The organism is Blautia hominis (assembly GCA_002270465.1).
Taxonomy (GTDB): domain Bacteria; phylum Bacillota; class Clostridia; order Lachnospirales; family Lachnospiraceae; genus Blautia; species Blautia hominis.
This window is the reverse complement of sequence record NQOF01000003.1, coordinates 471831-485416: the sequence shown is the minus strand read 5'-3', so window position 1 is coordinate 485416 and position 13586 is coordinate 471831. Positions and strand designations below refer to the sequence as shown.

Sequence of the window (13586 nt, the reverse complement as noted above, 5' to 3'; positions counted from 1 at the left end):
TGCTTTTAGGCCTACTGTTTTGCCAGCCAGTCGTCCAACTGCTGCTGTTTGGCTTCCATGACTTTGTCAAGTCCCGCAGCCTTTAAATCTGCCAGAAACTGTGGAAGAACCTCATCCGGGTTAACAGAACCGGTATTCAAAGCATCTATATACTGACCCTTCACATTGTCCAAAGCAGCAAGTTCATTAGCCAGGGCGGTTCCGTCATAGGTGAATCCGTAAGCACAGGACTTCTTTGCCTCTTCGTTCAGTTTGGTGACCTGCTCTCCCACATCCAGGGGAAGCCCTTCCCACACATCAGATATATATTGATTGGGGAGCATGAATCCAAAATAAGCGTTATAAGGATCACTGTTTTTATCCATTCCGTCAGGGAATGTCACATGTTTGTCCTCTGTGAGTTTGTAATGCTCCCCTTCAATACCCCAGTTCAGAAGGTTAGCCACTTCCGGATTTCCGTAAATGTAATCCAGCATCCGGAACGCTTTTTCCGGCTGCTCGGAGTTGCGCGCCACTGCCCAGTAGAATCCTGCGGTAAAGCTGCTGGTTGTGAAAGCATCATACAGCGGAACCACTGCCATCTCTGTCTTATAGGCAACAGAAGCCTCATTGGCAATGGCGGGCTGGTAGGTGGAAACCAGGCTGAACGCCTTGCCGTTGCTCATCTGTACTTCAATAGAATCTGTGGTCGTTGCCGCATCTTTTCCTATCCATCCTTTTTGTGCCCAGCGGTACTGGCGGTCCAGGAAGGCTTTGTAAGCGTCACTGGCATACCAGTTTTCCACCACCGGTTTCTCCCCGTAATTAAGCAGTACCCCGTAGCCGTCCCCTAATGGATCACACTGATACCAGTCTGAATCAAATTTCTGTCCTTTACCCATAGCCAGCATAGCGGCTTCCGGGTGATTTTTGGCTACCACCTCGTAAATCCCTTCCAGGTCATCAACACTTTTGATATCCTCTTCTTTGAATCCGGCTTCCTCCAGCCAGTCCTTTCTCACCATGATGGATGCCTGACGGTACCAATCACAGACATTTGGAATTCCGTAGACAAATCCATTAATATTGGCTACTTTTGCATTGTCACCCATATTTTCCTTGATATTAGTGCCATACTTGTCTATCATTTCACTCAGATCATACACCGCCTGGGTGGAAACAAAATTAGCTGCCTGATATGATTGTCCCACCATCAGGTCCAGCTTCTCCCCTCCTGACAGCATCAGGCGCTGCTGCTCATTGGCATTTGCCCAGGGTACCAGCATAATATCCAGCTTCATATTGAGGTCCTTCACCGTCAGCTTGTTGATGGCCTCCTCCACTTTCTGTTCATCATCCTGGGTATTTCCTATGAACATCATGGTCACCGTATAAGGTTCCTCCCCGTCCTTCTGTTCATTTCCGGCTGATTCCGTTTTACTTTTCTCCCCTGTATCCGAAGAGCTGCCACATCCGGCAAGCATGGAAACTGCCAGCACGGAAGTCATAAGTCCTGCGATCCATTTCGTTTTCATCTTCATTCTCCTTTTTGTAATTCCAGGCGTCTGCCTGTTTTGTGACTTCATTGTACTTCCGGTCTTCTTTACTTTCAATTATAAAACCGACATCCTTTTATCACAAAACCGTGCTCCTTTTCAAAGCACAAAATTACGTCGTTTTTCTTATAATTTTCCATCGCTTTCGTGATTGAATTCACATTTTCAAACGTGTATAATTAAACATTACTATAAATCCATATAGAATTACAGGCATAAATCCGGGAAGGGTATATATGAAAAAAGAACGTAAGAAAAAAACACATTCCGCATTTGGACGGCACAAACTTCTGCTCTTTATGATCATGGCTGCCACGGCTCTGGAAATCAGTGTCAGTCTGTGGGCTATCCACATGGTCCAAACGCAGACTGCCCAGAGTGCCAGTGTTATGGTACAGAATCGTATGGAACAGGTGGAGAATAACTTTTTCTTACTGAATCAGCATTTGAAGCAGACATTGGTAACACAGGGTCAGGATATGGTTCTGTCTCAAGCGCAAAGCGAAGACAGCCTTGCCAGAATACAGGCACGACAGACCCTTCTTGACAGCATGTTCTATCTCTCAGGTAACTCCGGCAACGAATACTCTCTCTTCTATTATTTTTCAGACAGCAGGGAATTTTTAACCGCTGTACACTCCAGGTATATTGCCTATTCCCAGAGGGAAGAACTTGAAAACGCCATAATACGTCTCCTGGATTCCGGTTACCATCCAAGCAGTGTATCTGATCAGTGGACTCTGCTTCCGGCAGGTGATACTTATTATGCTGTCCGCCTGTACCAGTATCATGATGTGTGGAACGGAAGCTGTATACCCGCCGAAGCCCTCATAAAACCTCTGTTGGATATTTATCCCGAAAGCATCAGCTTTCCTGTATTGTTTACTGAAAACGGAACACTTGCCGCAGGTACTGAAAACCTGTCCCGTGAAAACCTTCCTCCTCAAAAAGCCCTCGCCGGCAGCGGCCCCTTCTGGTACAAAGGAAAACGGTGGCTGGCTGTAGATTCTTCTGTATCGGACACCGGCTTTCAATTAAAGCTGTTTATCAAAGATTACGGACAGTTTGAGCAGGCTGTCTTGTTTCAGACCGGTGTTCTGGTGGTTATTGTTGTACTGTTAAGCACTGTGATACTCACCATGTCCTACACACAGAAAAAAATACTGAAGCCCCTCAGCCAGTTTACGGAAAGATTGAAACGTTATGACCCGGATAAACCCGTGCTGCTGGAAATGAGTTCAGAACTGGAGGAATTATCCACAGCCAGCCGGCAGTTCAATAACCTTACAAAAGAAATTAACCGTCTGCGGATCAATGCCTACGAAAACGAACTGGAACGACAGAAAATACAGATGGACTATATGCAGATGCAGATCAAGCCACACTTTTTCCTGAACAGCCTGAATCTGATCCACTCCATGGCCTGTCATGGAAATTGTCAGGATGTGGTGCGGTTAAGTGAAGTTACTGCCAGCTATCTGAGATATATTTTCCAAAGTGATGTATCTTTCGTAAAACTCAGCCAAGAGTTGGATCATCTTCGGGATTATCTGTCTATTATGGAAATCCGTTACCCGGAGCATTTCCGGTATGAAATTTTTGCAGAGGATGAAGCCCTGTGTCAGGCGGTACCACCTCTTCTACTTCAAACCTTTGTGGAAAATTCCGTAAAATATGGAATCACGTCAGATAAAAAAATGGAAATCAGTATCTCCGCTCTGATCGAATTCACGGAAACATCCGCTCAGGAGGAAATGCTGACCGTATTTATCACAGACAACGGCCCAGGATACCCCGAAGACTGTCTGCGTATATGGAACCAGGGAAAAGACCTGGAAAGAAACGGCAGTTCCCATATTGGAATTGCCAATGCGTCAAAACGTCTGAAGCTGTTTTATCATGGAAATGCCGTAATGAAATTATACAACAGCCCACTGGGAGGCGCTGTTACAGAACTGCATCTCCCCTGTAAGGAGGATAAGAATGAATATACTGCTGGTTGATGATGATATCCTGATGCTGCAGGATCTAAAAGAAATACTGGATTACAGTGCACTTGGATTTGACAAAGTTTATACCGCAGAGAATTCCGCCTCTGCACTGAAAATGATCGCACAGGTTCCTGTGCATATCATTATATGTGATATTGAAATGCCGGGCAGCAGCGGACTGGATTTCATGGAAACACTGCAGAGATCAGGAACAGGCATTCCCTGTATTCTATTGACAAGCTTTGCCCGTTTTGAGTATGCCCGCCGTGCCATAGACTTGAATGTAGTGGAATATCTGTTAAAGCCGGTCTCTGCAGAACCTCTGCAAAATGCTGTAAAGAAAGCAGTGCACCGACTGAAACTATCCCATCAGTTAAGTGATGCCAAGAAGTACCGCCAATATTGGCTGGATGAAGAAAAAAACACAGCGGAATATTTCTGGAGCAAATCTGCCAGAGGTTCTCTGGCTGAAGTTTATTCCCTGCCCCGGAAACTGGGTTACAAAGAAACACAGCTTTTCATACCTGTTCTGATCGAGGCCTTTCAGGATGCAAAGCACAACCAAATAGATGACCCCATGTGGGAATACGCGGTTAAAAATGTAGGTTACGAGATTCTGGAACAGGAACAGTTGCTGCCCCGATGTGTCATTGCTCTGCATCCGGGCCGCTGGCTGGCAGTGGTGAGTATTATAAACGGACCGGAGACTGACATCTCCCCTCTGGAAGAACAGCTTGAAGTCCTGCAGGAAACTGCGGAAAAATTCATGCACATGAAACTCTGCATCAGCGCAGGCAGTGCCGTTACTTATAAGAATATATATCAGGAAATATCCGAACTCGGAAATCTGCTGGACAGCACCATGGACCGAAAAGGCAGAATCCTGCACAAAACCCATACCCTCCCGCGGGGCACCAGTTGTACCCAGTCTGAAATCAGACTCTGGGAAACACTGCTGCAGTCAGCAGACAAAGAAGATTTGAAAAGAAGCCTGTACACATTTCTGCAGTCAAAAGCATCCCTTCTCACACAGGAAAATATGCAGGAAATCCGTCAGGATTTTGCCCAGATGGTCTACAGTTTTTTAAAACAGAAGGAGATCCAGGCCCATCGGCTTTTCGGTGACAGAGACAGTGACCAGATGTATCAAAACGCAGTCAGAAGTATTGATCATATGTACGCTTACTGCAGCTATCTGATCGAACGCGCACTCTGCTATGCCAATATCACAGATAACTCAAAAAGTGCTGTAGATATCATTCGGAATTATCTGGATACCCACTATGCGGAAGATATCCAGCGGAATGATTTATCAGATCTTGTATTCATCAGCCCTGATCACCTGTCCAGGCTGTTTAAAAAAGAAACAGGGATGTCACTCATGCAGTATATGACAAAAAAACGCATCTCTGCAGCATGCAGTCTTCTGGCAGAAAGCCGTATGCCTGTCAATAAAGTAGCAATTCAGGTTGGGTATGGGAATTTTGCATATTTTTCTAAGATTTTCAGGGAGATCACTGGTAAGTCACCAATGAATTACAGGAAACAAGCGCAAGAAAAGAATCTATAAACAGAACTTCTTTCTTCCCTCTGCATACTATACAATAGATTCTCCCGTCCGGGATTTCCCGGCCTGAAATGGAGGAAAAAATGTCTCTTACTCCGCTCTTTACCCTGTCTCCCGACGAGTCAGGGATCGTTAAAACAATTCAGACAGACAACGCCAGTACGGCGCAGCAGCAGACCATCAAACGCCTTATGGATTTGGGGTTGATCGAAAATACCAAAGTTACCTGTGTTGGAGTGAGCGCCTTTGGAAGTCCCAGAGCTTTTCTGATCCGGGGAGCTGTCCTGGCCTTGAGAAAAGAAGAGGCTTCTCTGATCCTTGTTGAAAAGATCAAAGACAAAAGCGTGCTGTAACATGCTTGAGTTGATATGAATTAAGAGGTGATTAGTTCTGAAAAAAGAAATGAAAAAGGAGTTTCCACTCCGTAATATAGCATTGATCGGCAATCCCAATGTAGGCAAGAGCACTGTATTCAACGCACTCACAGGCATGCATCAGCATACCGGAAACTGGTGCGGCAAGACAGTGGAATGTGCTGCCGGGAACCGCGTCTTTCACGGAAAAGAATATCGTTTTGTAGACTTGCCCGGGTGTTATTCTCTCTCCTGCCGCTCCAGTGAGGAGGAGATTTCCAGGGATTATATACTGCAGAGTCATCCGGATGTGGTGGTCGCTGTCTGCGACGCCACCTGTCTGGAAAGGAACCTCAATCTTGTTCTCCAGATTTGTGCCGTGACACCACATGTGCTGCTGTGCGTAAATCTCATGGACGAGGCCAGGAAAAAGCACATCCGGATAGATTTTCAGCGTCTTCATAAGGAGCTGAAGATTCCTGTGATCGGCATAGCTGCCAGGAGCAGAAAGGGCCTTGAACGCATATTCGGCGGGATTGAAGACGCCCTGTCCAACAAAAAAGCCGTCACCCCAATTCCTGATATTTACTGTCAGAATGCGGAAATGTGCTGTGCATCCGCGGAATACTGCGGCACCTATGTCCAGCAGGCAGCAGGTATCTGCAAAGCCTGCGTCACTTTGGAAAATCCCGATTATGCCAGAAAAGACAGGAAACTGGACAGGGTTTTCACCAGTAAATGTACTGGTTTTCCCATTATGCTGCTTTTCCTTCTCTGCATTTTCTGGATCACCATTGTGGGGGCCAATGTCCCGTCTGATCTGCTGAACAAAGGGCTGTTCTGGCTGGAACCGCATTTTTACCGTGGGCTTATTACGCTTGGCCTTCCCGAAATTTTCTGCCAGGTTCTGATTTACGGAGTATACCGGGTTGCTGCCTGGGTTGTAAGTGTCATGCTTCCCCCCATGGCCATTTTCTTTCCGCTTTTTACTCTGCTGGAGGATTACGGATACCTTCCCCGTGTAGCCTTTAACCTGGACCATTGTTTTCAGAAATGCCGTGCCTGCGGGAAACAGGCGCTTACCATGTGGGTGGTTGGTATCTGTATGCTATTTCCGCTGTAAAACCCCTTATTTTTATACAATCATGTACAGTTTTGCACAATATACTACAAAAAGCGCTCTAAAACCGTAACAATCTCAAGTACAGTATCACATGGTATAGGTCCTGCTCAATGGTGCATGATTGAAACGAAAATAGATTTTCACTTCCTGTTTCTTTATCTTTGTGTTATCTTTTTTTTCATATTTTCCCTGGGTAATCTCAATATGATCAACCAACCGGTACAACAGGTCTTCGGTAAGTTCGGTGGGCTCTGCAATATCATTCAGTAATTTTTTTAATTTACTGATTGGATTTTCCTGCTCTCTGCTTTTATCCTGATTGTTTAGAGCCTCCAGTCTTTCCGAAATCTCTTCACTTTCAGACTCATATTTCCGAAGCATCTTTTTCAGTCTGTCTGCGTTAATAATCTCTGCAACATAATCCTCATATAATTTCTCAATTAATATATCCAGTTCGCGGCTGCGTTTCTTCAAAGAGGCAGTTTCTTTTCCTTTATCTGTGAAGGAAACTTGCTTTTTCATACGGTTCTGTACCTTTTCCAGTATGTCTTTTTCGTCCTGCTGTGACACCCGAACAAGCTCCTGAATACTGGTAAGGACAATACTGCACAAGGTATCATAATCAATAAAATGATTGCTGCATTCTTTGCTCCCATATAGCTTATATCCGCCACAGGCAAGATTAGCAACTGCACCTTTTTTACGTGTGCCGACTGCAGACATATTTCTTCCACAGTCCGCGCATTTTGCCATACCGGTAAAGATATTGTGGAATTTTCCCTTTTGGCAGCAGGTCCGCAGTTTACTCCTCCGTGCAGCCAATTCAAATAAGTCGCGGCTGACTAATGGGTCATGGGTGTTTTTCACTATATACCAGTCCTCTTTGGAGTTTGCTATTGTCATATCACTTTTGAATGAAACTTTTGTGGTTTTCCCCTGAGCCATATCCCCTACATAGACAACGTTTCTCAGCATTTTTATTATGGTAGAAGAGGTCCATTCCTGCCGTTTCGAGAAATTTTCTATGTTCAGATCAGGATTCCGGAGACAACGATATTGTGCCGGTGTTAATACCTTTCGTCTGTTTAAATCCCTTGCTATCTGTACCGGCAGTTCCCCGTTTCCCGCTTTTTGGAAGATTTCTCTCACGATCTCACCGGACACGTCATCTATGATCAAATGGTGCTTATCCTCCGGGTCCCGCTGATATCCATAAGGAGCATATGCCCCTATATAGGCCCCCTCTTTCATGTGGGTCAAGAATGATGAACGGATCTTTTTGCTGATGTCTCTGGCATACATCTCATTGATAATATTCTTAAAAGGAGCAATATCCGTATAGGGACTCTCAGAATCATACCCGTCATTAATTGCAATATATCTCACCTTTTTTGCCGGAAAATATATCTCCGTATACTGACCGGCAAGAATATAATCACGGCCAAGTCTGGATAGATCTTTCGTAATGACCATATTGACCTTTTTATCCTCAATATCCCGAATCATCCGTTTGAATCCCGGTCTCTCAAAGGTCGTACCGGAAACACCGTCATCTATATATTCATCATAGACTAAATACCGATTTTCCTGTGCATAAGCCCTGAGCATCTTTCTCTGGTTTGTAATGCTTGAACTTTCGCTGTCTCCATCATCATCCCTGGAAAGACGCATATAAAGTGCTGCTGAATAATATTTGGAATCAGGTAGCCTTTTGCCTTCCATATATTCTCCTTTCCAAAATCAGACTACCTGCAGTGGCTATATTTTATTATAATCTGTTCTAACATAGCCATCAAATGTACAAATTTTTTCCAGCAGTATTTCTATCAGCAGTTCTTTCAAAGCCTGCTTTCCTGAAAACCTCAATTCAACCTGATAAACTTCTTTTTTCTCCGCCACAAAATTCACCCTCTTACCTATCAGCCAAAAACAAATACAGCTCACTTGATAAAATTTATGATGTTCTGCTTGTACAGTATGATAGCTTCCCTTGCTTACGAAACCCGGATTCCAATACTGACGGTCAATGCCTTGTCTACTTTTTTCTGAATCGCAGGCGTGATCTTCCCAAGATATTTTTGCAGTCTGTGCTTGTCAATTGTACGGATTTGTTCGAGTAATATTGTGGAATCATGTTTCGGGTATGGCAGTCCGTGTACAAATACATGGGTGGGCTGCCTTGCTTTTTTGCTGCCGGTGATGGCCGCTACAATTACTGTTGGACTGCACTTGTTCCCCTTATCATTCTGAATGATCAATACAGGCCGTGTACCTCCCTGCTCTGACCCTGTTACAGGATTCAGATCCGCATAGAAGATATCTCCGCGCCTGAATTTTTCCATAGAATGTTCCTCCTCCCTGTTTTTTTATGTATTAACAGCTTAATTTGTCCCCGACTTTCCAAGCTGTCATCGGATCACTCCAAGTAAAACATCAAACGGCTGGCTGCGAATCAGCTCCACGAGTATTTTTACCCCGGCCAGGTTCTCCGGCCGCCGCCCTCATTGCCGGGGACGCTCTTAACGCTCGGGCTATGACTGGACGGGAGTATCATTATCCCCATTGCCGGTCCTCGCCTTGTCAGGAGCAGCCTGACTTTATCTGTCTGCCGGGAACCGCTCTCTGCCAAAAAAGATATTTGACAGGTCTTCGCGTGGTTACAGAAGGGCTCACATTTGTTTAAAAACAATGGGAATGTGTTTGATGAATGAGTATTTGATTTTCAAGGTTCAAACCTATTTTCTTTTGTGCAATCATTTTTATGTTTTAGAATACTCTGCAGTTGTACAATTTAAAAATAGGTAAGAGAATTTTCCTCTCTTACCTATTTCCACACTTCTAAGTCAAAAACGAAGCCTAATTTTTTATTTTTAACATTTTTTCTCGTTTCTTGATTTCGCATATTCTAAGTTTATTCTCTGATGCCCCCTTCGCAGCAATCAATACTCCATGATAAATACTGTATTCGATTTCATCTATACGCACATTCACAAGATTTCACGCCGCCACTTTTCCTGATAATGATACATATCAGTAAAGTTGACAATCTCTCCGATTCTCAGTGTAGCTACAGATACCTCTGGATCGGCAGCTATAGTGGTGAGCTGCTCTGCCGGGTCATCCCATGCATGTCTGGATAGAACAAAGCCGGCCCAATGGACAGGGATCAACCCTTGATCCGTTATATTCCTGATCTCTTCCATTCCTGCCCTATACTCAAAAATGTTCGATCAGCAGCCCTGAAACAAAAGAAAAAAGGACGATATACACGAAGTACAGAACAAAATGACGCAAGCTCATCACTATTTTTAAAGCCCCTACATTCGTAATCTTTGTAGCCGGCCCCGTTATCATGAACGCCGCTGCTGCACCCATGCTCATCCCGGAATCCAGCCACTGCTGCAGAAGAGGGATTGTCCCTCCTCCGCATGCATATAGTGGAACCCCTATGGCAGCCGCCATCAGAATGCCGAATCCTTTTTCTTCCTGAAACAGACTTTTAAAAATATCTGCCGGAACATAACGCTGAAACAGTGCGGACAGAAGTATCCCCAGCAGAAAATACCTGCCGGTCACTTTGATATTCCTGCCTATATTTTTAAGCAGCCTGGTAAAAAGGTTCGGGTCCGTATCCCGCCCGGCAGCCGGTTTAAATTCCGTAAACTTAAAATACCCTGTGCCATGAAAGAAATAACGGACACAGATTCCTGCACCAACACCACATAAAAAGCAGGATACAAAACGTATCACAAGTGCTTTGGTTCCCAGAGCACCGCTGTATATCAACAGTTGGGGATTTAGGAGGATAGAACTCGTCATGAAAGCCGCCAGCATATCATCTTTTAACCCTTTTTGTGAAAAAGAGGCAGTAATGGGGATCGTGCCATACATGCAGAGAGGTGAAGCAATCCCCAGCAGGCTGGCCGGGATAAGCCCAAGAACCCCCAGCCTTTTCTCTGAAATCCCGGAGAATGCAGAATGGATTTTATCTTTGGCAAAGACTGAGATGAAAGAACCGAGAACTATGCCAAGCACCCAGTAACCGAAGATTTGTTCCAACTGAACGCTGAAATAATACCACAGATATATAAATTCTCTTCTTATCATTTCTATAAGCCATCACCTCTTAAGCTTCTATAAAATAGGGTGTTTTCTTATTCATCAATAGAAATAAGCTGATACTGGCGGCTTCCCAGCCCCATATCCTCTGCATGCTCCAAGGTATGGAGACCGTTTCTGGGCTCAATACGCTCTATGAGGGAGCTTCCGTCTTCTGCTCCGTAAACCAAGTCCACGCAGACCTGATCCAGTGCAACCGGATCAAAGGATGCAAGAATCCCGATGTCATGCATATCAGGTTCTGCCGGATTCCCGTCACAGTCACAGTCTACAGACAGCCGATTCATCACGTTTATATAGAGGATATTTCCACCCAAATAATCTGCAACTGATTTTCCCGCTTCTGCCATAGATTCTAAAAAGGCATCCTGTTCTCCGCCCCAGATACTGCCACCCGTACCTCCGCTGTGAATATGCTCTTTCCCTTCCGCCGAAGCGATTCCAATGGAAATGTTTTTAATTGCACCACCATATCCTGCCATGCTATGCCCTTTAAAATGAGACAGAATCACATAGTAGTCGTAATTGGCAAAGTTCGCTCCCACATAATTTTCCGTCAGATTGCTTCCACCGGTTACAGGCAGTATCATAGAGCCATCTTCATCCATAATATCCACATCCGCGATCTCCGTATATCCATGGTCTTCTGCCACCTGATAATGCATAGCTGTATTTGCCCGGGAGCCGCCATAGGCTGTATTGCATTCCACAATGGAGGCATTCAGAGACTGTACCAAATCAGCGATCAGGTCTGTCCTGAGATAATTGCTGCCCGGCTCGCCGGTGGATAATTTAACCGCAACCTTTCCCTCCGGGGATGCCTGAAGTGCCTGATAAACGCCCATTAACCCGTCAGGGCTGATGGCGGCAGTCATATATACAGCCGGAGTCGTGATATCAGCTTCCTTTCCGGTTGTGTTACGCTCTGTCTCTGTATTCCCATCCTGTGGGGATTGTTGCCGGGCTTTTTGATCGTCAGGTTCTCCGTGCTCCGTCTCCTGTTCTTTTTTCCCTAAGTTTTGCTCCTGCCCCGTGCGGCCACAGCCTGACAGGCTGCTGATTCCCAAATAGGTCAAAAATATCAGTGCAAAAATCCCTTTTCTCATTTTCCTCTGCCTCCTTTTTTAGAACTGCTTCTCTGCCAAACTCTCATAAGCAGCCACACTCTCTTTCAGACGTTTCAGTCCATCTTCCACCTGCTGTCTCGGGCAGGCAAGGTTCATGCGGAGAAATCCCTCCCCATTTCTGTATTCATTTCCGTCAGAAAGATAAAGGCCGCTGTGACTGCGGATAAAATGGCAGAATTGGGTTGAACTCCCGCTCATGTTCCGGCAGTCAAGCCAAAGCAGATAGGTCGCCCTGGCAGAAACCGGGGAAATGCCTTTTATTTCTTTTTTGATATATTCCTCTGCGAAGGCTCTGTTTTCCCACAGATAGTTACGCAGGGAATCCAGCCACTCTCCGCCGCAGGTAAATGCAGCAATCGGCGCAATGGCAGCAAATACGTTTGGTTCTGCCACCTCGTCCGTGTTAAGCCCACGGCTGACCTTATGTCTTAAATGATCGTCCGGGACGATGACCGCGGCTGTCTGAAGACCAGCCAGATTAAATGCCTTTGTGGGTGCCACGCAGGTAATACTGTTTGTGCGACAGTTTTCAGATACCGAAGCAAACGGTGTGTACTCCCATCCCGGTTCCGTTATGTCGCAGTGGATTTCATCAGAAAGCACCAACACATGATGTTTGCTGCATAAGTCTCCAATCCTTTCCAATGTTTCCCTTTCCCATATCTTCCCCACGGGGTTGTGGGGATTGCATAAAATAAAAAGGGTCGTCTGGGGATCGGAAAGTTTCTCTTCCAGATCGTCAAGATCGATCCGATACCGGCTCCCATCATACTTGAGTCTGCTTTCCAGCACATTTCTTCCATTATTTAGAATAGAATTAAAAAATATATTATAAACCGGAGTCAATACTACAACATTCTCCCCGACGGTCGTAACTTTCCGGACAATGCTGGAAATGGCGGGCACCACACCTGTACAGAAAACCAGCCATTCTTTCCGGATCTCAAAATCGTGCCGCTTTTTCCACCATGTCTGATAGGCCTGATACCATTCATCCGTCACTACGGTATATCCAAATACTCCCTGTGTTGCCCTCTCGGTAATTTTTTCTATAATTCCAGGTGCTGTCCTAAAATCCATGTCAGCCACCCACATGGGCAGTTCCCCTTTTGCCACATCCCATTTCATAGAACCTGTATTTCTGCGGTCCACGCTTTCATCAAACTGAAAATCCATTGTCTCCCCTCCTATTCTCCTGCTTTAAAAGTAACTCCTACCGTACCACCTGAGAGTTCATTGACAAAAGCATCCTCGTCTTCGATGTGACCGATTCTTGTATAGCTGTAGGAAGTGTTGAAATCATCGTAGAACAGAACAAGACAGTCGGAGCCAAACAGCATAATATCTCCTGTCCGTATGCTGCCCACATTTTCGGGATTCGTCGGAAGACTCTGGTCCAGATAATTAAATTTTTCATTTCCATGCAGTTCCTCCATGTCAAGTGTCATGGGAAGTCGCTCCATAAGTGCATGCGTCGTTTCATTGTCATATAGTGTGGCCGGGAACCGCTTCCCGTCTATCTCGATCACTAATTCCTGCATTTGTGTACCTCCTGTTTCCTCCTTGCTGCCTTCGTTTTCTTCTGTGGATGGCTTTCCCTTTTCTCAGGGCTGTCCTCAGGCGTTTCCTGCATATCCTCTTCTTCACTCTCGTCTGTGTTTTCTATGCTCTGCGGACTTTCCTCCGTTAGTGAGAGTACTGACGTAATAAACTCCAAACGAATTGAGTATGCTCAATGCTGCCAACTGCGTATAGTTTTTGGTAAACTTCA

The 13586-nt window shown here is 45.3% G+C and carries 13 protein-coding genes; 4 read left to right on the top strand and 9 right to left on the bottom strand.

Features of this window, described 5'->3' with window-relative positions:
- Nucleotides 1-11: 11 nt before the first annotated feature.
- Nucleotides 12-1514, bottom strand: a complete 1503-nt coding sequence (locus tag CI595_RS12765) for an ABC transporter substrate-binding protein (RefSeq protein WP_162291874.1) — start codon at nt 1512-1514, stop codon at nt 12-14.
- Between the two features lie 257 nt (nt 1515-1771).
- On the opposite strand from CI595_RS12765, the gene CI595_RS12760 reads away from it, so the two are divergent.
- From CI595_RS12760 to CI595_RS26640, 4 genes are all read left to right on the top strand, one after another.
- Nucleotides 1772-3538, top strand: a complete 1767-nt coding sequence (locus CI595_RS12760; protein WP_095173644.1) for a sensor histidine kinase — start codon at nt 1772-1774, stop codon at nt 3536-3538.
- Complete coding sequence (locus tag CI595_RS12755; protein WP_095173643.1) at nt 3519-5096, top strand: response regulator transcription factor; 1578 nt, start codon at nt 3519-3521, stop codon at nt 5094-5096. The genes CI595_RS12760 and CI595_RS12755 overlap by 20 nt, the downstream gene beginning before the upstream one ends.
- Nucleotides 5097-5176: 80 nt before the next feature.
- Nucleotides 5177-5446, top strand: a complete 270-nt coding sequence (locus CI595_RS12750; RefSeq protein ID WP_158661429.1) for a FeoA family protein — start codon at nt 5177-5179, stop codon at nt 5444-5446.
- A gap of 49 nt (nt 5447-5495) precedes the next feature.
- A complete protein-coding gene (locus tag CI595_RS26640) occupies nt 5496-6569 on the top strand; it encodes a FeoB small GTPase domain-containing protein (protein WP_095173641.1) in 1074 nt (357 codons plus the stop codon).
- 87 nt (nt 6570-6656) lie between these two features.
- Here CI595_RS26640 and CI595_RS12740 read toward each other — a convergent pair whose 3' ends face one another.
- The 8 genes from CI595_RS12740 to CI595_RS12710 all read right to left on the bottom strand — a co-directional run bounded on the left by CI595_RS12740 (nt 6657) and on the right by CI595_RS12710 (nt 13356).
- Nucleotides 6657-8291 carry a recombinase family protein gene (locus CI595_RS12740; protein WP_095173640.1) on the bottom strand — a complete coding sequence of 545 codons (1635 nt, stop codon included), beginning with the start codon at nt 8289-8291 and terminating at the stop codon, nt 6657-6659.
- 36 nt (nt 8292-8327) lie between these two features.
- On the bottom strand, nt 8328-8468 hold the full coding sequence (locus tag CI595_RS26095; protein ID WP_156087473.1) for a hypothetical protein: 141 nt from the start codon (nt 8466-8468) through the stop codon (nt 8328-8330).
- A 95-nt stretch (nt 8469-8563) separates the two neighbouring features.
- Complete coding sequence (locus CI595_RS12735) at nt 8564-8911, bottom strand: type II toxin-antitoxin system PemK/MazF family toxin (protein ID WP_095173639.1); 348 nt, start codon at nt 8909-8911, stop codon at nt 8564-8566.
- 645 nt (nt 8912-9556) lie between these two features.
- Nucleotides 9557-9772, bottom strand: coding sequence for a hypothetical protein (locus CI595_RS12730; RefSeq protein WP_095173638.1), 216 nt, complete (start codon nt 9770-9772; stop codon nt 9557-9559).
- A gap of 13 nt (nt 9773-9785) precedes the next feature.
- On the bottom strand, nt 9786-10676 hold the full coding sequence (locus CI595_RS12725) for a permease (RefSeq protein WP_095173637.1): 891 nt from the start codon (nt 10674-10676) through the stop codon (nt 9786-9788).
- A gap of 47 nt (nt 10677-10723) precedes the next feature.
- Complete coding sequence (locus tag CI595_RS12720; RefSeq protein ID WP_243135174.1) at nt 10724-11563, bottom strand: DUF362 domain-containing protein; 840 nt, start codon at nt 11561-11563, stop codon at nt 10724-10726.
- Between the two features lie 249 nt (nt 11564-11812).
- Nucleotides 11813-12991: a MalY/PatB family protein gene (locus CI595_RS12715; RefSeq protein WP_095173635.1), complete on the bottom strand. Its 1179-nt coding sequence runs from the start codon at nt 12989-12991 to the stop codon at nt 11813-11815.
- An 11-nt stretch (nt 12992-13002) separates the two neighbouring features.
- Nucleotides 13003-13356: a cyclophilin-like fold protein gene (locus CI595_RS12710; RefSeq protein WP_095173634.1), complete on the bottom strand. Its 354-nt coding sequence runs from the start codon at nt 13354-13356 to the stop codon at nt 13003-13005.
- Nucleotides 13357-13586: the final 230 nt, after the last annotated feature.